The 23,640-nt window shown below is 56.2% G+C and carries 17 protein-coding genes; 5 read left to right on the top strand and 12 right to left on the bottom strand.

Annotation, left to right across the window (positions count from 1 at the left end; translation table 11 throughout):
- Nucleotides 1-30 precede the first annotated feature (30 nt).
- The 4 genes from J3362_RS06570 to J3362_RS06555 all read right to left on the bottom strand — a co-directional run bounded on the left by J3362_RS06570 (nt 31) and on the right by J3362_RS06555 (nt 3,551).
- The gene (locus J3362_RS06570; RefSeq protein ID WP_349518721.1) at nt 31-1,491 is read right to left on the bottom strand and encodes a TrkH family potassium uptake protein; all 1,461 of its coding nucleotides are present in this window, start codon (nt 1,489-1,491) and stop codon (nt 31-33) included.
- Nucleotides 1,492-1,786: 295 nt separating this feature from the next.
- On the bottom strand, nt 1,787-2,413 hold the full coding sequence (locus J3362_RS06565) for an ATP-dependent zinc protease family protein (RefSeq protein ID WP_502882410.1): 627 nt from the start codon (nt 2,411-2,413) through the stop codon (nt 1,787-1,789).
- Nucleotides 2,410-2,985 carry an acyl carrier protein phosphodiesterase gene (locus J3362_RS06560; protein ID WP_349518720.1) on the bottom strand — a complete coding sequence of 192 codons (576 nt, stop codon included), beginning with the start codon at nt 2,983-2,985 and terminating at the stop codon, nt 2,410-2,412. Before J3362_RS06560 ends, J3362_RS06565 begins: the two co-directional genes overlap by 4 nt.
- Nucleotides 2,986-3,008: 23 nt before the next feature.
- On the bottom strand, nt 3,009-3,551 hold the full coding sequence (locus tag J3362_RS06555) for a porin family protein (protein WP_349518719.1): 543 nt from the start codon (nt 3,549-3,551) through the stop codon (nt 3,009-3,011).
- 250 nt (nt 3,552-3,801) lie between these two features.
- Here J3362_RS06555 and J3362_RS06550 point away from each other — a divergent pair, with 250 nt between their 5' ends.
- The gene (locus J3362_RS06550; protein ID WP_349519258.1) at nt 3,802-5,214 is read left to right on the top strand and encodes a TrkH family potassium uptake protein; all 1,413 of its coding nucleotides are present in this window, start codon (nt 3,802-3,804) and stop codon (nt 5,212-5,214) included.
- Nucleotides 5,215-5,217: 3 nt separating this feature from the next.
- Here J3362_RS06550 and glgP (J3362_RS06545) read toward each other — a convergent pair whose 3' ends face one another.
- From glgP (J3362_RS06545) to glgC, 6 genes are all read right to left on the bottom strand, one after another.
- Nucleotides 5,218-7,752, bottom strand: coding sequence for an alpha-glucan family phosphorylase (glgP, locus tag J3362_RS06545; RefSeq protein WP_349518718.1), 2,535 nt, complete (start codon nt 7,750-7,752; stop codon nt 5,218-5,220).
- Nucleotides 7,753-7,782: 30 nt separating this feature from the next.
- Nucleotides 7,783-8,553, bottom strand: coding sequence for an SDR family NAD(P)-dependent oxidoreductase (locus J3362_RS06540; protein WP_349518717.1), 771 nt, complete (start codon nt 8,551-8,553; stop codon nt 7,783-7,785).
- Nucleotides 8,554-8,573: 20 nt separating this feature from the next.
- Nucleotides 8,574-8,936, bottom strand: a complete 363-nt coding sequence (locus J3362_RS06535) for a PilZ domain-containing protein (protein ID WP_349518716.1) — start codon at nt 8,934-8,936, stop codon at nt 8,574-8,576.
- Nucleotides 8,937-9,036: 100 nt separating this feature from the next.
- Nucleotides 9,037-10,530 (bottom strand): 4-alpha-glucanotransferase, encoded by a 1,494-nt coding sequence (gene malQ, locus J3362_RS06530; RefSeq protein WP_349518715.1) that lies wholly within the window; start codon nt 10,528-10,530, stop codon nt 9,037-9,039.
- A complete protein-coding gene (locus J3362_RS06525) occupies nt 10,527-12,254 on the bottom strand; it encodes a glycoside hydrolase family 57 protein (RefSeq protein ID WP_349518714.1) in 1,728 nt (575 codons plus the stop codon). Before J3362_RS06525 ends, malQ begins: the two co-directional genes overlap by 4 nt.
- The gene (gene glgC, locus J3362_RS06520) at nt 12,244-13,509 is read right to left on the bottom strand and encodes a glucose-1-phosphate adenylyltransferase (RefSeq protein ID WP_349518713.1); all 1,266 of its coding nucleotides are present in this window, start codon (nt 13,507-13,509) and stop codon (nt 12,244-12,246) included. The genes J3362_RS06525 and glgC overlap by 11 nt, the downstream gene beginning before the upstream one ends.
- Nucleotides 13,510-13,712: 203 nt before the next feature.
- On the opposite strand from glgC, the gene glgB reads away from it, so the two are divergent.
- From glgB to glgP (J3362_RS06505), 3 genes are read left to right on the top strand one after another with little or no spacing between them, the layout of a single operon-like run.
- Entirely contained in the window at nt 13,713-15,599 is a 1,887-nt protein-coding gene (glgB, locus tag J3362_RS06515; protein ID WP_349518712.1) for a 1,4-alpha-glucan branching protein GlgB, read from the top strand.
- Complete coding sequence (gene glgA / locus J3362_RS06510) at nt 15,596-17,059, top strand: glycogen synthase GlgA (protein ID WP_349518710.1); 1,464 nt, start codon at nt 15,596-15,598, stop codon at nt 17,057-17,059. The genes glgB and glgA overlap by 4 nt, the downstream gene beginning before the upstream one ends.
- 32 nt (nt 17,060-17,091) lie before the next feature.
- Nucleotides 17,092-19,644 (top strand): alpha-glucan family phosphorylase, encoded by a 2,553-nt coding sequence (gene glgP / locus J3362_RS06505; protein ID WP_349518708.1) that lies wholly within the window; start codon nt 17,092-17,094, stop codon nt 19,642-19,644.
- Nucleotides 19,645-19,663: 19 nt separating this feature from the next.
- Here the strand turns inward: glgP (J3362_RS06505) and J3362_RS06500 are convergent, their stop codons facing one another.
- Nucleotides 19,664-20,323 (bottom strand): alpha/beta hydrolase, encoded by a 660-nt coding sequence (locus tag J3362_RS06500; RefSeq protein ID WP_349518707.1) that lies wholly within the window; start codon nt 20,321-20,323, stop codon nt 19,664-19,666.
- 33 nt (nt 20,324-20,356) lie between these two features.
- The gene (locus J3362_RS06495; protein ID WP_349518706.1) at nt 20,357-21,553 is read right to left on the bottom strand and encodes a lysophospholipid acyltransferase family protein; all 1,197 of its coding nucleotides are present in this window, start codon (nt 21,551-21,553) and stop codon (nt 20,357-20,359) included.
- Between the two features lie 217 nt (nt 21,554-21,770).
- Here J3362_RS06495 and recQ point away from each other — a divergent pair, with 217 nt between their 5' ends.
- Nucleotides 21,771-23,639: a DNA helicase RecQ gene (gene recQ / locus J3362_RS06490; RefSeq protein ID WP_349518705.1), complete on the top strand. Its 1,869-nt coding sequence runs from the start codon at nt 21,771-21,773 to the stop codon at nt 23,637-23,639.
- The last annotated feature ends 1 nt before the right edge of the window (nt 23,640 follow it).

Genomic DNA, 23,640 nt, shown 5'->3' with positions numbered 1-23,640 from the left:
ACATCATATAAGACACCAGCGTTTTCGAACCTAGCTTCTCCAGAACTGCGGAGAAAACATCACAAAAACGCTGAGTAACTCCAATCGCCCGAGTAACATCGCCAGCATTAATACCCATTTCGCCGCATCCGGTAAGGGTTGGAAGTTTCCAGCGGGGCCAATAATGTCACCAAGGCCCGGCCCTACGTTCGCCAAGGCGGTCGCGGCACCGGTTAAGCTAGTGACAAGATCCAGCCCCAGGGCCGCAAGAATCGCAGCGACTACCGCCAGTGTTGCCAAAAAAATGAATGAAAATGCGACGCTGGAGGCTACGATTTCGTCACTGATGATTCGCCCATTGTAGCGCCTTCCAATGACTGCATTTGGATGAAGCAGTCTTATCACCTGCTCTCGCAATAAGAGCATGGACAACTGGAATCGAAAGATTTTCATGCCTCCACTTGTAGATCCGGAACAGCCACCAACAAATGTTAGGAAGAAAAACAGAACGACCGCAAAGGGACCCCAGAGCGTGTAATCCTGGGAAGCGTAGCCAGTGGTTGTTACAACCGACGTCACGTTAAATAAAGCATGAACGAAAGCGTCCAGAGGCAACACGTCATCATTTAGGACCTGATAGAAAGCAATAAGAACAGCGATTACAAGGAGAAATTTAAGAAAGAAATGAATCTGTTGATCGCGAAGAAGAGGCTGCGCCTGGCCATTCAACAGCCTTACAAACAGAAAAAACGGGATGCCGCCCAACATCATAAAAATGCTCGAGGCAAATAAAATGGAAAGTTGATCAAACTGGCCCATTGAGCTGTCCGAAGTCGAATAACCTCCGGTCGAAACGGTGGTCAGGGCATGATTTATGGCGTTGAACAAGTCCATGCCGAGAAGCCAATACGTCAGTATGCAGCCGAAAGTTAGTGCGAGATAGCTGAAGACCAGCCCTCTGGCCAGCCGATTTGTTCGCGGCACCGCTTTTTCGGTCCATTCGGAGGATTCTGTGGCGAACAATCGCATTCCGCCGATTCTGAGGAATGGCAGAATGGCGACGGCCATGCCAATAATTCCAATGCCCCCCATCCACTGCATAATGGAACGCCAAAGCAAAATATCACCTGGCAGATGATCAATGCCGGTCAACACAGTGGAACCGGTGGTTGTGACACCCGAAATGCTCTCAAAAAACGCGTCAGTCACAGTGAGGTTAAGATCACTGAGTAGTAAAGGAAGGCTTGAAAACAGAGGAATGAACAGCCACGCCGAGACCGTGAGAATGAACATCTGTCTTTGTTTCAACGCATGTCGCCGCTTACCCCCGGCGCTAAGGAAGCACACCAAACCAACTCCAAAACAGATACTTGCTGATTTCACGAAAGCCAGCCAGTCTGGAGTATCGCCGAACATTGACAGGTTCACCGGCAGTGTCATTAGAAAGCTGAGCAGGATGAGCAAGAACCCAAGTATCTGAATTACTGGTAAAATGTTAAACAATCCCATCATCGAAGATGCCTGGATCTTTTACGGATTAATTTGAAGACAGAGGTGAAGAAACGCCCTACTTTCGTCAATGTTCGCGTCGAAGGGCGTAAGGAAGAGAAAGTTTACTGTATTTTTTTCGATGGCGTGAGTAAGTGGCGAGGTTAATGCCGACATCACCACATCTGATTTGGCAAACTTCCGAAAGCTGTTTCGGGACCGGATTGACCTGTTCCAGGTGAATCCGGTCCCTGTTGAAGCCATGCGCGCCGGGCAGCTCGGCTCTCGTGTATTAGGATTAACCTACCAGCATCTACTTTCAAGTATCCGGGTCGGTTTCCTCAACCACATCTTCTGCGTGTCTGGCAGCTAATTCTTCCAGGGTCATGTATTCGCAGTCTCGTTCTGCCAAAAACGCGTCCGCAGAATCGATCAGGATATTATCGTCCCGCATGAAACGGCGTCCCAACAGTGCTGGATAGGAAAATTTGCTGCGGTCCGTGAGCGAAAACTGGGTGGTATGGGTGGTCCCGGCGATGCAGAAATCCATCATTACCACGTAACGTTTTTGCGAAGGCGCGCCTTTTCTTTTAATCAGAACGGTTCGCTCAACCGGTCTTTCAAATTCAAGGATCACGTCCTCATGGTCCAATTCACCCTCTGTTGGCTGGTCCTCGTGGTCGCCAAGCGGAATCTGAAAACTGACCCACTCATCGCCATCCCTCTCAAAGGGTTCAACGTTTACCGCGTGCAGCGATGAAGTTTTTGCTCCCGTATCAAGCCGTGCCTTGAGACGAAGACTGGTATCCTGCATGACAACCCATTCCACGTATCCCAGAGTCTCCGGCGCCCGCCCTTCACCGGTGGCATCGTTTTCAGCGGAAACTGCGATAGCCGGTGGCAAAGCCAAAGTAGTGGCCAACAACGCCGTTTTCATAAACCTCATTCAATACCTCCTGCAAATTCCTGTAAATCCGGGAAAAATGATAAAAATTTGTGCTCCAGTTCTTCCTGGTTTGCGCGGATTTCCGTGATCATACCGGCGAAATCATTTCTGAACCGTATGCGCCCTGCAACGCGGTCCAGTGCCTTCCCGATGTTTTCAAGATCCTGATAAGCCCCGAACCAGTCGTTCCACACCATCATTCGGGTAACTCTGGCCATTTTGTCCGGCATTAGATGTTCTTTCTGCTGCAACTCGTTGTATATACGGCGAATAAACGCCTCTTGCTCAATTTCACTGAACCGGTCCCAGTGTTTGAGAAGAAAATGGTCATAGAGAATATCGAGCGCAACGCCGGCAAATCGACGACGCTGACGGGAGAAGACCTGTTTGCTGGCAAGTACGTCGGGGTGCTGGTCGGTGAAGCTGTCGACCGCCCGATGGTGGCGGACGCCCTGCTTCACCGGGTCCGGCAGCGTCGAGAGATCGACGCCCCGGGTAAAGTCACCGAGGATGCTCCCCACCCGGGCTTCAGGTGAGTCCGGCGCGAGAAATACATGAGCCAGATGGTTCAAACAGTCTCCCCGGTGGCCTGGTTTCAGAAGTTGAACTGAATGCCGACGCCCAGACCATCGATTTCGGCATCGCTGTCTTCATAGTAACGCATGTATTCGAGGTTGCCGGACAGGTTCGGCGCAAATTCCATATTCATGCCGATGCCGTAGGACACGTCCGTTTCATCCTCGGTGGCTGTGCCCAGAAACGAAGAAGCTTCGATTTCAACCCGGGTGAAGCCGAGGATGGCGTATGGCGTAATAGGTGATTCGTTGGCCAGATTGAACGTGGCGTAGCCGCCGAAAAAGTTATCCAGTGAATAATCGACTCCGCCGATGCGGTCATCATCCACACCAAAACCGCCACGCGCTTCGATGCCCAGATACGGCGTCGCCATCACGCCAACTTTGGCAGACAGCGTGCCTACGTCGGCATCCGCGTTACCGCTCTCAAGGTTCATGAAAGTGTAGTTCAGGCCTGTGTAGAGCCCGCCAACGCCAGACTTGTACATATCCTGGGCGGACGCGGTTCCTGCAGCAGCCATACCGGTGGCAAAGATAACGGCAATTGAACGTACGTGTTTCATTTTTTATCTCCTTAACCGAATTGTTCGGTGTACATCGCTGAACTTGCACCAGACTCACGCGTTTTGCCATCAGAAAGATCCGCATTTACGCGTTATTTACACCGATTTAATTCGCCGGTAATTTCAGCATCCGCGCGGTGTTACCTTGCGGAAGGCCGACCCCAAAGGTATTCTGACGCCGTCTCCCGGTATCAGCTGGCTCGAGCATCCATTGAGAAATCTCTACCCCGTCATTTTCATTGTCAGCGTCATGTTTGTGCTTTTGAGCATTTTCATGACATTACCTGTCATCCTGCTTGCGGGCTCTGAAGCGCCGAATGCCATGGCGTTTGCGGAATCGGCCGCCATTGTCTGGGTCCTCGGTATACTGGGAATGGCTGCCACCTTCCGCAAACCGAGGGATCTCAAGCCCCGGTACATGTTCGTGCTCACGGTATCTTCGTGGTTCATTATTGCCCTGTTTTCATCCCTTCCCTTCTATTTGAGTGACCTCGGCATTTCTGCCGCAGACGCCTTTTTCGAAGGCGCCTCGGGCATTACCACCACTGGCGCAACGGTGCTCAGTGGCCTCGATAACATGGACAGGGATGTATTGCTCTGGCGGTCCATTCTGCAATGGATTGGTGGTATCGGAATTATCGGTATGTTCGTTGCCGTGCTCCCGTTTTTGCGGGTAGGCGGCATGCGGCTGTTCGCCACCGAGTCTTCGGAATGGACCGATAAGGCTCTGCCAAGAATGAAAACGCTCAGCCGCGGCCTGCTGGTGGTCTATCTCGCGTTTTCGATCATTGCGGTGGTTACCTACTGGTTTTCTGGCATGACGCTCTTCGATGCCTTCAATCATGGTCTTACCAGCATCGCCACCGGTGGCTTTTCCACCTCGGATCTGTCCATGGGCAAGTTCAATGATCTGATCCTCATGGAAGCCACGCTGTTCATGATTATCGGCAGCCTGCCCTTCTTCCTGTTTGTGCGTGAACTGCATGGCCAACACGGCGTTCTGTTCCGGGATCAGCAGGTGCGATTATTTCTCGCGATCCTGTTTTTTGTACCGCTGCTTCTGACCCTCTACCGCTGGATGGTGTCACCGGTTCCCTTCGATCCCATCCATAACTATGCCTCTACCCTGTTCAACGTCACTTCTGTGGTAACCACCACCGGCTATGCTTCCGAAGATTATTCGGCCTGGGGCCCCCTGGCGTTCGTGCTGTTCTTTTTCCTGATGTTCGTGGGCGGCTGCTCCGGTTCCACTGCCGGCGGCATGAAAATCTTCCGATTCCAGCTTTCCCTGATCATTCTGCGAGAGCAGTTGATGCGACTGCTGCACCCTCGGGCGGTTCTTACCCGTAATTACAACGGCCGGGCAGTGAGCGATGAGATTATCTCGTCGATGATTGCCTACACGTTTATCTTCCTGCTCTGTCTCTTGTTGATTACGGTTGCCCTGGCCGCCATGCAGTTGGACTTTGTGACGGCACTGTCCGGCGCCCTCACCTCGCTGACCAATGTCGGCCCCGGCCTCGGGGACATAATTGGCCCTGCAGGTAACTTCGGGCCGCTGCCCGATGCCGCAAAATGGGTACTGTCTGTGGGTATGCTGATGGGACGTCTGGAGATACTGAGCGTGGTGATCGTTCTTTCGCCGGCGTTCTGGCGTAGCTGAGGCCTACCTTAGCCAGAGTATGGCGGGGTTTTCCAGGGGAAGGTTCAGCCGTTCATCCCGCACTCGCAGCCTTGGAGTGTAGTGTCCTTCGGGGCGTGAAGGCACTGTGCATTCATAAAGATAGGTATGAGGGGAACCACCCAGCGGATGCTTCATCTGCATGGCAGTAATGGTTCTTGGGCCATGCTCGGAGTGCTCTGCCACAAGCTCTGCCGCAATCCGCTGCTCGTCAATTCCATCCAGATAGACTTCCACGGTGAAAGTCTGGCTTCCCGAAGCTTCGATTGTATTGAAACTGTTGAAGCGCAACCGGGACCAGTGCCTGGAAATTTCTCCGTACTCATCAAGTAGCTCCCGTGCAGTCTCGAAGCTGCGCCGGTTCCCCATCTCTGCCATAGGTAGATAAAACTGCTCGACGTATTCCCGCACCATCCGGTTGGCGGAATAGGCGGCCGTCAGTTGATCCATGCTCTCACGCATACGCCCGACCCATTTCCGGGGAATACCTTCGCTGTCGACATCGTAGAACCCCGGAATCACCTCGTTCTCCAGTAAAGCAAAGAGCTCCTCCATGTCTGAGAGATCGTGGTCGTGATTGTTTGATCCACTCAGCTCGTCAAAGGTAGCGCCGGGGCGAATAGCCCAGCCCACATCCTGGTTCCATGCCTCCGCCCACCAGCCATCATACTGTGACAGGTTGAGCCCCCCGTTCACGAGCACCTTCATGCCACTGGTACCGCAGGCTTCCCACGGATGTCTCGGGCAGTTGAGCCATACATCCACGCCCTGGATAAGCTGGTTGGCCACGCCCAGATCGTAGTCTTCAATAAATACCACCTTCCCCTCGACATCCGGTCGCCGGGAGAAGGCCTTCCAGCGCCGGATGATGTCTTTGCCCGGGAGATCGTAGGGGTGGGCCTTGCCCGCAAGCACGATCTGCATGGGACGATCGCGGCTGGCAAGCAGCTTGAGCAGGCGCTCCTGATCCTTGAGCAGGAGATCTGGTCGCTTGTATTCCGTAAACCGTCGGGCAAAGCCCAACGTGAGGGTTTCATGGTCTAGCAAAAGACCACACGCGGCTTCATGGTTGTTCCCGGGGTTCTGTTCGCAATGCTGGCTTGCAAGCCTTCGCCGGAGGTAGGTGATCAGCCTTGCGCGCTGCAGACGCCTCATTTCCCATAACGCTTCGTCAGCGATGTCTGTCATCGGGCAGGTCTTCTGGAGAGGCCTGAGCCAACGATCCTTGCCACAGGCCCGGGTCCAGATGGCGTCGGATTCCGGAGAATCCCAGCTCGGCGTGTGGATGCCATTGGTCACATAGTCCGCCGGAATGTCTTCGGCTGGCCAGCGCGGGAAGAAGGGTTGAAAAATGGTCTGGGTGACCTTCTGGTGAATGCGGCTGACACCGTTGAACCGACCGCTCATATTCAGGGCCAGCAAGGCCATGTTGAGTTTATGGTCAGTCGACGGATTATCTGCGTTGGAAGGTTGGCTTCCCAATGCCAGCAATTGATCGACATTCAGGTCGCGGCCCTCAAGCCAGGGTGTCAGATACAGTCGCAATAGCGATCGGGAGAAATGATCAAAGCCGGACGCAACTGAAGTGTGCGTGGTAAACAGATTGGTCGCCCTGGTTGCGGTCCGAGCCGTCTGGAAGTCACTTTCATGGCCATCCTGCCAACTGAAAGCCCGCTCTATCAGCGCCAGGGCGCAGTGGCCCTCATTCAGATGGCAGAGCGAGGGTGATTTCCCCAGTTGTTCCAGCAGGCGCCAGCCACCGATGCCCAATACCATTTCCTGTTGCAGGCGCTTTTCCGGGTCGCCGGTATAGAGTTCGCTGGTGATACCGCGGTCGCCCGGTTCGTTTCGGGGGTCGTTGCTATCGAGCAGCAACAGCTCGCACCGGCCCACCTGGGCCTTCCAGGCCCGAAGGCGCACGTGTCGTCCCGGGAAAGGCACCATCACCCTCACCCACTGGTCGTCAGCATCCCGCAGAGGCGAGACGGGCAGCATGGTGGGATCGTTGTAAGGGTAGAATTCCAGCTGTTCGCCATCGGTGCTGATGGCCTGGCGAAAGTAGCCCTGCTGATACAGCAGACCCACCGCCATTACCGGTGCACCCAGATCGCTGGACGCCTTCAGAAAATCGCCGGCCAGGACGCCCAGTCCACCACTGTAGAGCGGCAGCGATTCGCTGAGACCATATTCCATGCAGAAATAGGCAACGCCCTCGCCCAGATCGCCCGGACAATCGGACGAATACCAGGTGGCAGCCTCTGTAAAAGCCCGATGGGCGTGGATCTGCTCACGGTACCGCTGCTGAAAGTCGGGGTCTGCGGCCAGCTCTTCCAGCCGCTCCCCGGACACGCTGTTCAACACCAGCCACGCGTTCCGGGTGGTGTCCCAGATGTCCGAATCAAGGGCGCGCCAGAGCTCATCGGTACCGTGATGCCAGGTCCACCGCAGGTCCAGTGCCAACTGGAACAATCCGCTCAGGGATTCCGGCAAGGACCGCGGGGTGTAGGCTGCCAGGGTCAAATTTGAACTCCGCTCAGGTTGGTCGGGACATCATCGAGCGGTATAACCGCCATCAATCACCAGTTCGCTGCCGGTCACAAACTTGGATTCGTCCGAGGCGAGATACACAGCGCCCCAGGCAATATCATCCGGCTCGCCCATATGACCGACAGGATGCATTGCCGCTGTCGCTTGTCTGGCTTCTTCCGGGTCTTGCCCTGTGGTTTTGAGATGAGCCTCAACCAGTGGGGTCCAGATAAATCCGGGATGGATGGAATTGCAGCGAATGTTTTCAGTGGCATACAACAAGGCGTCGGTTTTCGACATCAGCCGCACAGCGCCCTTGGAGGCATGGTATGGCGGAATATCCGGCGCACTCACCAGGCCGTATATCGAAGACAGGTTGATAATGCTACCAACGCCCGCTTTTTTCATTAGGGGAATGGCGTGCTTGGTGCAGAAAAATACACCTTTGACGTTTACAGCCTGCACATGATCCCACTCTTCCTCGGTCAGCTCATGGGTGGGCTTGTTGGCACCCGCGATTCCGGCGTTGTTGACCAGTACTGTCGGACTTCCGAAGTTTTTGGCAACGTCATCCAGAACCTGCTTTACCTCTTGCTCCTTACTAACGTCACAGTGCCAGTAACCGGCCTTGAAACCCCGATCTGCAAGTTCTTTTGCAAGGGCTCTACCTTCGGAGTCCTGACAATCCAGTATGGCGACCGCGGCGCCCTCCTCTGCCATACGGATCGCGGTTGCGGCTCCGATGCCGACAGAGCCACCGGTGACTAAAGCAACCTTACCTTTAAGCCGTTCCATGAGAGATCTCCCTGATCAATTCAATAGGCTTGCTGCCGGCGAACCGGAAAATAGTTGACGGGCATATTATGGCTTTTCAGCCAGTGCATCAGTGAGGAGATGGTGAAACTGTCGTTTTCAACCCCTTCAAAATCGACACCCAGCCCTTTGTCTGACTTACGGACAACGTGGGCCTTCAGACGACGGAACCGCTTCTCCTGCGTATCCGGAAAGCGGAATTCCAGCTCCACAGTCTGGTTTAACTGAACGTCAGTGTAGTCTGTGGCAATGAACAGACCACGTTTGGAGGCATCGCGGATCAGCCCGGTTGCAACCGGCATCCCGCGCTTGTATACCAACAGCCCAAGCTTTCCCTGTACGCGTTTACTGAGTCTGTGTTCCATGTTCCCCCCTCGTGACTCATCAAGAACGCCAAATGTTGATACTGCTTGTGTGTTATATCGAAGGTTGGGTCCCGCCTCTTTGATGCTGATCAAAAAATACTCAGACCGGAGGAAGGCGCCCATGTCGCTTTACCGCCTCAGCAATAGTTTTCGACAAGTCTTTCTCGGGAAAATTCCAGTCGAGTTGCCACGTCCAGTTATTTGTAATGGTGCCCGGTGTATTGAACCTTGCCTCGGTTCCAAGGCCGAGGACATCCTGCATCGGCACCACGGCCAATGAGCAGACCGAACGGAACGCCGCCTCAATCAACGGCCATGGCATCCCCTCACCACTGGTTGCCAGATAATCGTTTACATAGCGCCGGGTACGATCATCCAGGCTTCGGTACCACCCCAGTGTTGTATCGTTATCGTGGGTGCCGGTGTAGACAAGATCCCGGGGATGGTGGTTGTGAAGCAGATGTGGATTGTTCGGGCTGCCGTCAAAGCCAAACTGCATCACAGTCATCCCTGGCAGTCGGAAGCGATGGCGAAGTTCTTCTACATCGTCGCTGATGATACCGAGGTTTTCGGCCACCAGGGGCAAATCCGGGAACCGGTCGAAGCAGGCCTGCAAAAAATGGTCAGAGGGGCCGGCAACCCAGTAGCCGTTTCGTGGTTGAGGCGCCTCAGCCGGGATTTCCCAATAGGCCTGAAGCCCACGAAAATGGTCTATCCGGATCAGATCGAACAGATGGCGCTGGCTTTCGAGCCGTTGCAGCCACCACTGGTAGCCATCTTCCGCCATGACCTGCCAGTTGTAGAGTGGATTGCCCCAGTGCTGACCCTCCGCGGAAAAATAGTCCGGCGGGACACCGGCAACCACAGTGGGTTCGCCCCGGGCGTCCAGTTTGAAGAACTGTCGGTTGGCCCAGACATCGGCGCTGTCCTGAGCGACAAAAATGGGGATATCACCAAACAGCAAAACACCGCGGCTTCTTGCATAGTCCCTGAGCGCCTGCCACTGGTGATTGAAGAGGAACTGCTCAAACCTGATGCGAGCCAGTCTGGCCTGGTTCTGGTCGACGAATGCCTGCAAGGCAACGGGCTCCCGGTCCCGGAAGTGCTCTGGCCACTGGAGCCAGCCTGGCGACTCCTGAACCTCCCGGATTGCGCAGAACAGACAGAAATCATCCAGCCAGTAATCATTCCTTGCCCGGAAAGCGTCAAATCCGGCCAGATCGAGGCCCTTCCGGCCTGTGCCCTGGCCCTCGTAAAACCGTCGAGCGGCAATAGCCAGCAGCTGCTGGCGGGATTCGCCGATGGGCTGGGCCAGTTCAGCGTCGGCCAGCAGTCCAGTCTGCAGCAGTTCAGCGAGGTCAATGAAATCCTGGTTGCCTGCGTGGGCACTCAGGGATTGGTACGGTGAGAGATCCCGGTGTGTTGGTCCAATAGGCAGTGTCTGCCAGACAGTGATGCCACTGTCTGCCAGAAAATTGACGAACCGGCGGGCACCGGCGCCCAGAACACCAAGGCTTCCGGGCAGGCAGGTCGGGTGAAGCAGGACACCGGCCCTGCGAGCGCTGAACAGATCCTTGTCGTTCGCTGAAGTCATGCAGGACTATCCGCCTCATGGCCCGGTCGCATGGTACCGCCGCGAGCCGGCTCTCCGCTGCCCTGGCTAAGCTGCTGGAATACCGAAGGCGGTGCGGGGAACCCGATCATTTCATAAAGGTTTACCAGGTGGCGGCGGTAAAGATGCTCGAAGTCGCTAACGATCTGGGCCGGGTTGTAGTCGCCAAACCACCAGAACCAGTCGGAGCCTTCGCAAATCGCCAGTTGCTGCATGGCGGCTGCTTTCTGCTCTGAATTGAGGCTGCCGTTGTCCATCACCCGGTCGAAGTGGATTTTGGCTTCACAGAGCAGATCCCAGGCCCTGTTCTTGTCCGGGTCACCAATCCAGGTTGAAAAGGTGCCGTAAATCCAGCTGCCGGCCACCAGGTGTGGCAGATGAACCGGCTCAACGACTGGGGTCGCGACCAAGTCACTGTAGGTAGTGAGTTTCAGTTTCGGATGGTCTGCAAGTACCCGATACAACTCGTCCAGAAAATGGAACCCGTTTTCCGGGTAGTATTCCCAGGCGTTCTCGCCATCCATAATCACGGAGACCACAGGGCGCGCCTTACCTTTGCTCTGCCCGGCGATATTTTCCATGTGATACACCAGGTCGCCAACGGCATCCTTGGCGTGCCAGTCCGCGTAGGTAAACCCGATAAGGTCGGACAGGCCGTCGTCTCTAAAGAACACAGATGTGGCCGATTCACCAAAGGTATAGGGCCGGTGGATGCCGTAATCGGGCAATTCCGGGTTCGTCGCCCTGGCGCGGTTAAGACTGTTGTGGACCACGGAATCCCCACTTGCTGTCCATCGGAATTGATGTTGGTCCAGCAAGCCCAGGGTGGCCTGGCTGAGGCCGCCCTCGGAGGCCCAGCAGCCGGATGGTTCAACGCCGAAGAACCGCTTGAATACGGCCTTTGCTTGTTTGAGCTGCCAGCCAGCCCGCTCCTCGCCAGCCGGATAATGGCTGTGCGCCGGCAAGGCGATGTCCGGCATGGCCTCGCGGGCGGACGCCAGGTCAATGAGCAACGGCAGCATGGCATGGGTATAGGGGCTGACAGAGAGTTCAACCTGGCCTTTCTCGGCAAGATGACGGTACCTGGGGCCGATGCCGGATAACACATCAAAAATCACGTCCAGCAGTGCGCGCCGGTCATCCATCGAGAAGTTATGGCCTTTTTCCTGAAGACTCTGTATGCAGTGGCTTTTTCGGCGGATGGTCTCCCCCATCCAGCCCAAGTGGTACCAGACCAACAGGTCCGACAGAAAACGGCCAGAAATGTACCTCTGGAGTTCCGGCTTCCCGCGGTAGAGTTCGGCCAACTCTGCCAACCTTGCGTAGGCGGGATAACGATTGATGATTCGCTCCCGATTGGCCCGCAGGGACTTCTCCATCAGACCCAGAAACGCCGGTGTACCGGTTTCCGGAAGTTTCTCCGCTACCAAAGCGGACAGCAGAGGGTCACCAATCTCTCCGGCACCATGGCGCCAACGTTCTATCTGGATCAGGTAGGTTTCGATCTGCTCAAGCAGAACGGGCGCGAAATTGACCACTGCTCGCGCCTCCGGATTCGCTTCCAGATGCGCGGCCATGTCGCTGTAATCCTTGATGGTATGCAGGTACACCCAGGGGAACAGGAACTGATTGGTACGCATATCCTGATATGAGGGCTGATGCATATGCCAGCACAGGACAACCGGCGTTTTTGTGTCAGAGGCCATGGGGGTAATCCTGCCCGAGCATCTCGGGCGTGATCAGCACAATACCTTTGGGGGAAACATAAAACCGTTTCCGGTCTTCGGCGTCGTCAAACCCGATGCGCGTGCCTTCGGGAATACGGCAGCCTCGATCAATCAGCGCGTTGCGGATGTGGCAGTGACGGCCAATATCCACATCCGGATAGATAACCGAATCTGATATTTCACTGAAAGAATGCACCTTAACTTGCGAGAATAGAAGGGAATGTTTAACCAGAGCGCCGGACACGATGCAGCCTCCCGCAATCATGGAATCCACGGCCATCCCCCGCCGATCATCATCGTCGAACACGAATTTCGCCGGTGGCAGTTGCTCCTGGTAGGTCCATATCGGCCAGTGAGAATCGTAGAGGTTAAGCTCCGGGCTGATGCCGATCAGCTCGAGGTTTGCCTGCCAGAGTGCATCGACGGTGCCCACGTCCCGCCAGTAGGCAGGCTTGTTCTGAACAGGATTGCGGAACGGGAATGCGACCACACGCAGGCGTTTGATCACGGAAGGAATGATGTCCTTGCCGAAATCGTGAGAAGATTCGCCGTCCAACTGCTGGTCGCGCATCAACTCATCAAAAAGCACCTGGGTGTTGAACACGTAAATACCCATCGAAGCCAGTGACTTGCCGGGCTGGCCTGGCATCGGCTTAGGCTGCTCCGGCTTCTCTACGAATTCCGTGACTCGTAGCTCATCATCTACGGACATAACGCCGAACGCAGAGGCTTCATCGATCGGCACTTCGATACAGCCAACGGTGATATCGGCATCGTTTTCCACGTGATGGGCCAGCATGGTGCCGTAGTCCATCTTGTACACGTGATCACCCGCAAGAATCAGCACATACTCCGGCCGGTGGCTGCGAATGATGTCGAGGTTCTGAAGCACAGCGTCTGCCGTTCCCTCATACCAGGAAGTCTCGATCCGCTGTTGCGCAGGTAAAAGCTCTACGAACTCATCCAGTTCCCCCCGGAGAAACCCCCAGCCCCGCTGGATATGGCGGATCAGGGAATGGGATTTGTACTGGGTGACCACACCAACCTGCCCGATGCCGGAGTTGATGCAGTTCGAAAGGGGAAAATCGATAATCCGGAACTTGCCGCCAAAGGGCACCGCCGGTTTGGCCCGCCATTTGGTGAGATCATGGAGGCGGGATCCCCGCCCTCCGGCAAGTACCAGAGCAAGAGTCTGACGAGTGAGACGACTGACGAAACGCTTGGCCGTTTGCATAGCTGCTTCCCTGAAGAAAACCTTCCCTGTGACCGGTCGTTTAACCGCTAGGGTTTGCCACGTTTTTGACGCCTTAAACTATAGTAGAACACTAGCACGGAATTATGACGTAAACTTGTTTTGGGTCATTTTTTAAACAGGCCCTTTCGCGTCCAATGAAGGGACGCTCAAAGCGCCTCATCTGGTCAGGAACAGCACGGTCTATGGACAGTCCAACGCTCAGCGAATTCGACCTCCACCTTTTTTCCGAGGGTCGCCACTGGCACATTTACAATGTGCTCGGTGCCCATGTCTGCAAGAACCGAGGTGTGGAAGGTGTCCGGTTTGCAGTCTGGGCGCCCCATGCCAACGCCGTCAGTGTTGCCGGGGATTTCAACCACTGGAGTTCTGGCTCCCACCCAATGGCTCCGCACGCTGAAACGGGGGTCTGGTCCTGCTTTATTCCTGGCATTGGCACCGGCGCCCTCTACAAATTTGCCATTACCACTGAGAAAGGCCATCAGCTCCTGAAAACAGATCCCTACGGGCAAGCCTTCGAACTGAGGCCTTCTACTGCCGCCGTAGTAACTGAGCGCGGGCATTTTGGCTGGGGCGATGGCGATTGGCTTGCCCGGCGGGGTCGCTGGAACTGGCAGGATTCGCCCATCTCCATCTACGAGGTTCACGCGGCCTCCTGGCGACACCACGGTTCAGGTCGATGGCTGACCTACCGGGAACTGGCGGACCAACTCATTCCCTATGTGCTCGAACTGGGCTTCACCCACATTGAGCTTTTGCCGGTGACTGAACACCCCCTCGATGAGTCCTGGGGCTACCAGACCACCGGCTACTACGCTCCGACCAGTCGTTTCGGCGGCCCGGACGATCTCCGATACCTCGTAGACCAATGCCATCGTCACAACATTGGTGTAATCCTGGACTGGGTTCCGGGGCATTTCCCCACCGATGAACACGCCCTTGCCCGGTTTGATGGCAGCGCGCTTTATGAACATGAAGATCCCCGCAAAGGGCGTCATCAGGACTGGGGCACGCTCATCTACAACTATGGTCGGCATGAGGTGCGGAACTTCCTGATCGGCAGCGCGCTGTTCTGGCTGGACGCCTTTCATATCGACGGGCTCAGGGTGGATGCCGTGGCTTCCATGCTGTACCTCAACTACTCCCGCAAGGAAGGCGAGTGGGAGCCTAACGTACATGGAGGCCATGAAAACCTGGAAGCCATTGAGTTCCTGCGTGAACTGAACCAGGTCTGCCAGAGCCGCTTTCCGGGAACGCTGGTCTGTGCGGAAGAATCGACCTCCTGGCCACGTGTAACCCGGCCACCGGAAATTGGCGGACTCGGGTTCAATCTGAAATGGAACATGGGCTGGATGCACGACACCCTGGACTATCTGGCGCAGGATCCGGTGTATCGTCAGTATCATCACGACAAGCTGACCTTTGGGCTGCTCTACGCCTTCTCGGAGAATTTCCTGCTGCCGCTTTCCCACGACGAAGTGGTTCACGGTAAAGGTAGCCTGATCAACAAAATGACCGGCGATGAATGGCAACAGAGGGCTACCTTGAGGGTACTTTTTACCTACATGTTCAGTTACCCCGGCGCCAAACTTCTTTTCATGGGCGGTGAATTCGGGCAGCGACGGGAATGGAGTGAATCCCGGGAGCTGGACTGGTCGCTGCTGGCCTACCCGGAGCATCAGGGAATCAAAAAGCTGGTTCAGGACCTGAACGGCATATACCGGCGGGAGGTCTCCCTGCACGGTGCCTGCTTCACGCCGAATGGTTTCGAGTGGATCGACTGCCATGATTCCCCCCAATCAGTGATCAGCTTCCTGCGTACGGGCAAGGGCGAAACTTCGGTGATTGTGGTCAATTTCACCCCCATGCCCAGACACAATTACCGGATCGGGCTACCCCAAGGCGGCAACTGGCGGGAAATTTTCAATTCCGATTCGGAATACTATGGTGGCAGCAACCTCGGTAACCCCTACCCCATGCCTGCAGATCAGCAGCCCTGGATGAACCGTGACTGGTCAGTGGAGCTGACGCTACCACCACTGGGCGCGATCATTCTGAGGCCGGCTTTATGATCCGGGTGCTGTTTGCAACCAGTGAGGTTTATCCATTGATGAAAACCGGCGGTCTTGCCGACGTTTCAGCAAGTTTGCCGGAAGCGCTCTGCCGCCTGGAATACGACGTACAGATACTTCTACCGGGCTATCCCGATGCCTTGAAAGCGGCAAGAAAGGCAGGCTCCCGAAGGAAGGCGCGGTTTCAGCTGGGGCAATACAATGTGAGCCTCTGGCAGACCCGACTGCCGGGCACCGCTGTCACGCTATGGCTTGTGGACTGTCCGCCACTGTTTGATCGCCCAGGTAACCCCTACAAGAACGAGGAAGGCAGAGACTGGTGGGACAATGCCCATCGTTTTGAGCTGTTCGGAAGGGTCGGCGCCATGATCGCCATGGGAGAAGCTGGCCTGTCCTGGAGACCGGACCTGGTGCACTGCAACGACTGGCAAACCGGGCTGATACCGGTATTTCTCGAGGCCTACCACGACAGGCCCGGCACTGTGTTTACCATCCATAACCTCGCCTACCAGGGACTGTTCTCCCATGAGACTTTCCGTGCCCTGGGTCTGCCTGATTCACTCTGGAACCTCGAGCAGCTTGAATTCTACGGGCAGCTTTCATTCATCAAGGGCGGCCTCGTTTTCAGTGACCGAATCACCACCGTCAGCCCGACCTATGCGCTCGAGATCCAGACCCCGGAATTCGGTCATGGACTTGATGGTTTGCTCCGGCACCGGCAGGACGCACTCACCGGCATTCTCAACGGCATCGATAACCGGGTCTGGAATCCTGAGGATGACCCTGAACTGGCCTTCCACTATGGCCGGGATCACCTGAAGAACAAGGCGCAGTGCCAGGCCAGCCTGCAGCACGAGCTTGGGCTGGAGGTAAACGGCGGCCCGCTACTGGGCTTCATCGGTCGACTGGTCGAACAGAAAGGTGTGGACTGGCTGGTTTCGGTGATGCCGCATTTGCTGGAACAGGGCTGCCAGTTTGTAGTTCTTGGCTCCGGCGAAGCCAGTTACGAGGAGCCACTGAAACTCCTGGCCCGGCAATGGCCGGGGCAAATGTCTCTCACGTTGGGCTATAACGAGGGGCTCTCCCATCGCATCACGGCCGGCTGTGACCTGTTCCTGATGCCCTCGAGATTCGAGCCCTGTGGGCTCAACCAGATGTACAGCCTCAGGTACGGCACGATTCCGGTGGTGCACGGTGTTGGCGGACTGGCAGACACTGTTCAGGATCCTCAGGAGGCTGGAATCGACAAGGCCAACGGATTCGTTTTCGCCGGTCCCAATGCCGATTCGTTACTGGCTGCCGTAAACCGCGCGCTACAGGTTTTTGAAAAGCGTAAGCAATGGCGGCGATTGCAGGAAAATGGCATGGCAATCGACTATTCCTGGAAGCAGCGGGCTCGTACCTATGGTGATCTTTATCAGCGAATTCTCAAAGAACGTGACCAACAACAGCTGGATTAGTGCGAGCGTTTGCCCGCCTGGAGGCAACCAACATGCATAAAGCAACCGAATTCCGACTTGAAGCTCATCCCCTGATTCCCGAACCCCTGGAGCGACTGGAAGAGCTTGCCAACGATCTGTTCTACAGCTGGGACCACGGGGTCCGCAGCCTTTTTGCCCGTATTGACTTACCGCTCTGGAAGAAAGTCGAGCACAACCCGAAGCTGTTCCTGCGTCGGGTTGCCCAGGATCGACTCGATGAAGCGTCTGAAGACCGGGCGTTTCTGACCGAGTATCGTCGAGTGCTGAGCAGCTACGATGCCTATCTGGAGGCTGGCCCCGGCCCGGAAGTGACGGAAAAACTGGACCCCGAGCAGGCTCTGGTGGCTTATTTCTGTGCCGAATTCGGCTTTCACGAAAGTTTTCCGATCTATTCCGGCGGCCTGGGCATCCTGGCCGGGGATCACTGCAAGGCCGCCAGTGACCTGGCCCTGCCCTTTGTGGCTGTGGGTCTGTTGTATCGGCAGGGTTACTTTATCCAGAGTATCGACGCCCACGGTCAGCAGATTGCACGCTACCAGTCCCATTCCAGCGATGAATTGCCTATTACACCGGTGGAGATAGACGGCAAGGTGCTCAAGGTGTCTGTGCCCTTCCCCGGGCGTGATGTTGTGGCACGGGTGTGGGAAGCCCGCGTCGGCCATATCCGCTTATACCTGCTGGACAGCAATACCGAAGAAAACGGCCCGGAAGACCGGGATCTGACGCTCCAGCTTTACGGTGGCGACGAGTCCACAAGGATCAGCCAGGAAATGCTGCTAGGCATTGGCGGAACCCGGGTTGTAGAGGCGCTGAACCTCAAGCCGACCGTCTGGCATATCAACGAGGGCCATGCCGCATTCCAGATTCTGGAACGCTGCCGGCACACCATGGTCTCCGGGTTGAGTTTCGAGGCCGCGCTTGAAGCCGTTGCCGGCGCTACGCTGTTCACAACGCATACACCGGTACCGGCCGGCCACGACATCTTCCCCCGCTCCCTCGTTCATCATGCCCTGGGGCGATATATCGAGGAATCTGCCCTGGATTTTGATCAGGTGTTTGCCTTGGGCTCGAAGGACGGTGGGGACAGTTTCAATATGACCAGTCTGGGCCTGCGCGGCTCTCGTTTCCATAACGGGGTGAGCCGGATTCACGGTGGTGTCGCCTCGTTGATGGAGGGCGATATCTGGCCCCAGGTGCCGCCTGCAGAAAACCCTATCGGGTACATTACCAACGGTGTGCACGTACCGACGTTTCTGGCGCCGGAATGGTCCAGCCTGTTCGATATACAGGCGCCCACGTGGAAAAGTGAACTCCGGAACCCGGAATTCTGGAAGTTTATCGACCAGATCCCGGACTATCACTACTGGAGCGTTCACAAGGCCCTGAAACAGCAAATGGGCGAATACATTGTCCAGCGGCTCAAGCGCCAGCATAAACGCAACGGCACCGGCCATTCCGTCACTGACAGGATGACCCGGCAGCTTGTTTCCTCGGAAAAAGACACGCTGGTTATCGGGTTTGCCAGGAGGTTCGCCACCTACAAACGCGCGACGCTGATCTTCTCGGACCTGGAACGCCTCGAAAGCATCCTGACCGATCCGGACCGCCCGGTGGTGCTGGTATTTGCCGGCAAGGCCCATCCCAAGGACAAACCCGGTCAGCAACTGATCAAGGTAATCCACGACCTTTCCATGCACCCTTCGTTGATGGGGCACCTGATTCTCCTGGAGGACTATGACCAGGCCATGGCCCGCAGGCTGCTCAGTGGCGTCGATGTGTGGCTGAACACACCGGAATACCCGAAAGAGGCCAGTGGCACCTCCGGCGAGAAAGCAGCCCTCAATGGTGCTCTTAATCTCAGCGTGCTCGACGGCTGGTGGGGCGAAGGCTATGACGGCAAGAATGGCTGGGGCATCCCTCCCAGGGATACCGGACTGGACCCTGAATTCCGGAATGAGGAAGAGGCCCGGGACCTGATCGATCTGCTCGAATTCGAAGTGGTTCCACTCTACTACGAGCGCGCCTCCCAGGGCTTTTCAAAAGGCTGGGTCCAGCGCTCCAAGGCTTCGATGAAGTCGATCACACCAAGGTTTAACGCCCGGCGTATGGTGATGGATTACGTCAATAACTATTACCAGCCGGCATCAACCCAGGGTGCTTTTCTGATGGCCGACAACGGCGAGGTTGCCAGCGAACTGGCAGACTGGAAGGCAAGGGTCAAGCATGCCTGGCCGGGAGTGGAATTAAACGTGGTTGGCTGCGTCGAAGCTGCCTGCCCCCATGATGGCGGCGTAGAACTCAGAGTCGAGGCAAGGCTCAATGGCCTGTCAGCGGAGGATGTGCGGGTGGAGTGCCTGGTCAGCCCAGAATGTACCGGCACCCATAACAGCCCGGGGCCCGACAGTTTCTTGCTGGATAAGGAAAGTGAAGCGGAGGGGCGAACCGTGTTCTCCACCCGCGTGCAACCACCCTATCCCGGCTTGCAGACTCTCAGGCTCAGGATGTACCCCTATCACGAATCACTGACGCATCCGCTGGAGATGGGTGCCATGCTCTGGGTCTGATCCGGGGCATGGCGGTGCCTCAGAGCAGGTGCCGGCGAATGAATCGCCCGATGTCCTGTATTTCCTCAAGGCACACACTGTGTTCCATGGGGAACGTCTGGTACGAAGGGTCGTAGCCCATCTCCTTCAGGGTTTCGACACTGCGCACACCCAGTGATTCCGGCACCATCGGATCGAAGGTTCCGTGATACACGCTGATCGGCACATCGGCATTGGCCTCTGAGCGTTGAACCGTGTCCGCGGTGGCGAAGTAGGTTGAAAGCGCCAGGACACCGCCAAACCGTTCCGGGTAGCTGAGCCCCAGTTCATAGGCAACGGCGCCTCCCTGGGAGAATCCGGCGATGATAATACGCTCCGACGGGATGCCTTTTTCTTTTTGCTGCTCGACCAGTTTGGCTACCGCATCGGCAGACGCCCGCAACTGTTCCGTATCCACCACACGGTCGATATCCATGGCCTTGATGTCGTACCAGGCGGGCATGGACATGCCACCGTTGATGGTGACAGGCAGATTGGGCGCATGGGGAAAGATGAAGCGCACCGCTGTATCTTCCGGCAGGCCCAGTTCCGGCACTACGGGCTCGAAGTCGTGGCCGCTCGCACCAAGGCCATGAAGCCAGATGACGGCTGCTGTCGGGTTTTCCCCGGTTTCAATCTCAATGTACTGAAGATCCTGCACGGTTTACCTCATGTCAGAAAATTATGTGCCGGTTTATTCGGAATAACCGGATTTTTCGGCATTAGCCTCGAGCGCGGTGACCACTGGATTGGCATACATATCCAGCAGATAAGGCCGGATGGCCGGATCGCAGGCTTCCAGTCTCCGCTCCATCTCGGCTTCAGCAGCTTCCATTTCCGCCGGTGACCAGGTTTCAGCAGTGACCACCGAATCGCTGACGGTATCCGGCGTATCGTGGGCCTGGGGATGAAGACCACGCTGCTGATAAGCCACCAGGTTTGAGGCATGCAGGTGATAGTTCGCATGCATTTCCCGATCTATACGGGTGGCCAGATCTTTCGGGTTATCCGGTGAATCATGGATGGGCGCACCAAAGTGCACATGCACGTGCCCTTTGAAACCGGTCAGTCCCTTCATGATCTGCTCGGTATCCTCGCCCTCTCGCTTGATGTATTTGCCGGTCCGGGCCCGGGTTTCCAGCTCCTGGGCTTTGTCGGCATCGCAGGGATCGTACTCGTAGGCAATGGAAACTGGCACCACATGCAGTCGATTCATGGCTTCGTCAAAACCGAGCCCGCTTTTTTTGCGGCTCATATAAAACATCTTGATGATGGCGGGGTCGGTAAAATCCAGCCCGTCCTTCGCCCGGCCCTCACGTTGGGCAATCCAGATGCTGTGATTGGTATCGATGCTGTGGTTGATAAAGCCGGAGAGCGTGATGTAGGCATCACGCATCTCGCGGGGACTTGTCATGCTGCGACGCACCACAAAGCTCTTGTTCAGTCGCATCATTTCAGCGAACACCCGGTTGGCCAGCAGATTGTCGCCAATGGCAATCCGGGTGGTGTGAAAACCATTCTGGAACAGCTGGTAGTTCACCACCATGGGGTCGAAAACAATGTCCCGATGGTTCGAAATAAACAGATAGGCGCCGCGCTTGTCGAGGTTCTCCAGCCCGCTGGTTGTTACTCGAGTGGTTGTGCTCTCAACCAGCTCACCCACGTAGCCGGAAAGCCCGGCCTGGAGATCATCGACTCGTGTGTAGTGACCAAAATGGCTGTTTAACCAGCGACGGGTAAACACACGCAACATGGCCGGCGCCCAGCGGGCGAGAGTCGGTGACTTGAAGCGACCGACCATATCCAGAAATTCCTGATCGTTGACCAGGCGGTTGATAGCAGCGCCGGTTTCTTCGTCCGAATAGGGACGGATGGCATCAAATTCCTGCATGGAAGCCCTGTTGTTATCAGTGTCTGTCACAGTATGGCGTGAAATGGTGGTTCAAAAACGCGGTATTGTAGCGTTTCTTACACTACTTTGCCTCCACCCGGCACTTGGGTTTGCTGGCCAATCATCAGGGTTAATCTGGTATCATTCGCCCCTGCGCCAAACCCGGCGCTCCACCCGAATCAATACAGCGGCTTCAGGCCGAGCAACCGGTTATTCTATGTATCTTGATCAGGATTTCGAACAGCTTTCCACCGAGCGACCAACCACCTCGGGCCGTGATCCGGAACAGGTGCTGCACGAAGTCTTTGGTTATGAATCCTTCCGTCCGCTTCAGGGTGACATCATCCGGGAAGTATCGGAAGGCCGCGATGCACTTGTGCTCATGCCAACAGGCGGCGGTAAATCTCTTTGCTATCAGGTGCCGGCGCTCGTTCGCTCGGGCACTGCGATCGTGATTTCACCCCTGATTGCGCTGATGCAGGACCAGGTTGCAGCACTGAAAGAGCTAGGGGTCCGGGCTGCGTTCCTGAATTCAACCATGGATTTCGAGCAGGCCCGGGCGACCGAATACGCGCTCATGACCGGTGAGCTTGACCTTCTCTACTGCGCCCCTGAAAGACTGATACAGCCGCGCACCATCGAATTGCTTTATGACGCCTCCATCTCGCTGTTCGCTATCGACGAGGCCCATTGTGTGTCCCAATGGGGTCACGACTTCCGATCCGATTACCTTCAGCTCAGCATGCTGGCAGAACAGTTTCCCGGCGTTCCGCGCATTGCGCTGACGGCAACCGCCGACGAGCGTACCCGAAAGGAGATTGCGGAACGACTGTCACTGACAGAGGCAAGACACTTCGTCAGTGGCTTCGATCGCCCTAACATTCAGTACCGTATAGCGCCAAAAATAAACGCGAACAAGCAGTTACTGGACTTTATTAAAGCGGAACATGAGGGCGATTGCGGCATCGTTTACTGCCTGTCCCGGAACAAGGTCGACGCCACCGCGAAAACCCTGGCCCAGAAAGGCTATACCGCTCTGCCCTATCATGCAGGCCTGTCCTCGGAACAGCGTGCCCATCACCAGGAGCGGTTCCTGCGTGAAGACGGGGTGATTATTGTTGCCACCATCGCCTTCGGCATGGGTATCGATAAACCGGACGTGCGCTTTGTCGCCCACCTGGATCTGCCGAAGAGCCTTGAAGCCTACTATCAGGAAACCGGTCGGGCCGGGCGGGACAGCAAGCCGTCTACGGCCTGGATGGTTTATGGCCTGCAGGATGTCATCAAACTGCGCCAGATGCTGGAAAGCTCACAGGGTAACGATCATTTCAAGCGCGTGGAACGGCAGAAGCTGGATGCGATGCTGGGCCTTTGTGAGGTCACCAGTTGCCGCCGTCAGGTGCTGTTGCGCTATTTCGGGGACGAGCTTGAGCAACCCTGCGGTAATTGCGACACCTGCCTGAATCCACCGGACACCTGGGATGGAACCGTCGCCGTCCAGAAAGCCCTTTCCTGCGTGTTCCGCACGGGCCAGCGTTTCGGCGTCACCTATCTGATTGATGTTCTGCGAGGCTCGGAAAACGAGCGGATTCTCCAATCCGGGCACCACCAGGTGTCAACCTACGGCATTGGAACCGAACTGAGTGCCAACGAGTGGAAATCGGTCTACCGGCAACTGGTGGCCAATGGTTACCTCCGCGCAGATCCGGAAGGCTATGGTGCGCTCCAGTTGACCGAGCAGTGTCGGCCACTGCTGAAAGGACGTCAGACCATTGAGCTGCGCAAGGACCCGGAAATCAAGAAGACAACCGGCCGGGCAAACGGCAGCCGGTCGGGTTCGCCGGTCTCAGAACAGATTACCGACAAGGCCGGCTGGGAGGCGCTTCGAGCCTGCCGCAAGGAGCTGGCTGACAAACAGGGCGTGCCGCCCTACGTCATTTTCCATGACACTACCCTGTTTGGAATGCTGGAACGCAAACCACGCACCCTGGATGAATTGGCGGAAGTCAGCGGCGTGGGCGCCGCCAAGCTTGAGAAATACGGCGAGATTTTCCTGCAAACCATCGCTGGTCTCGAACAGGCCTAAA

The sequence above is a fragment of the Marinobacter sp. NFXS11 genome (assembly GCF_040148675.1).
Classification (GTDB): Bacteria; Pseudomonadota; Gammaproteobacteria; order Pseudomonadales; family Oleiphilaceae; genus Marinobacter.
Note: the sequence above shows the minus strand (reverse complement) of the source record. Positions and strands in the feature narration are given on the sequence as shown.

Coding starts and splice junctions, on each gene's coding strand:
- J3362_RS06555 (WP_349518719.1), bottom strand. CDS start 3,551: ATGAAACACGTACGTTCAATTGCCGTTATCTTTGCCACCGGTATGGCT.
- J3362_RS06495 (WP_349518706.1), bottom strand. CDS start 21,553: ATGCAGGAATTTGATGCCATCCGTCCCTATTCGGACGAAGAAACCGGC.
- J3362_RS06570 (WP_349518721.1), bottom strand. CDS start 1,491: ATGATGGGATTGTTTAACATTTTACCAGTAATTCAGATACTTGGGTTC.
- J3362_RS06540 (WP_349518717.1), bottom strand. CDS start 8,553: ATGGAACGGCTTAAAGGTAAGGTTGCTTTAGTCACCGGTGGCTCTGTC.
- glgA (WP_349518710.1), top strand. CDS start 15,596: ATGATCCGGGTGCTGTTTGCAACCAGTGAGGTTTATCCATTGATGAAA.
- glgP (WP_349518708.1), top strand. CDS start 17,092: ATGCATAAAGCAACCGAATTCCGACTTGAAGCTCATCCCCTGATTCCC.
- J3362_RS06565 (WP_502882410.1), bottom strand. CDS start 2,413: ATGAGGTTTATGAAAACGGCGTTGTTGGCCACTACTTTGGCTTTGCCA.
- J3362_RS06535 (WP_349518716.1), bottom strand. CDS start 8,936: ATGGAACACAGACTCAGTAAACGCGTACAGGGAAAGCTTGGGCTGTTG.
- glgB (WP_349518712.1), top strand. CDS start 13,713: ATGGACAGTCCAACGCTCAGCGAATTCGACCTCCACCTTTTTTCCGAG.
- malQ (WP_349518715.1), bottom strand. CDS start 10,530: ATGACTTCAGCGAACGACAAGGATCTGTTCAGCGCTCGCAGGGCCGGT.
- recQ (WP_349518705.1), top strand. CDS start 21,771: ATGTATCTTGATCAGGATTTCGAACAGCTTTCCACCGAGCGACCAACC.
- J3362_RS06550 (WP_349519258.1), top strand. CDS start 3,802: ATGTTTGTGCTTTTGAGCATTTTCATGACATTACCTGTCATCCTGCTT.
- J3362_RS06525 (WP_349518714.1), bottom strand. CDS start 12,254: ATGGCCTCTGACACAAAAACGCCGGTTGTCCTGTGCTGGCATATGCAT.
- glgC (WP_349518713.1), bottom strand. CDS start 13,509: ATGCAAACGGCCAAGCGTTTCGTCAGTCGTCTCACTCGTCAGACTCTT.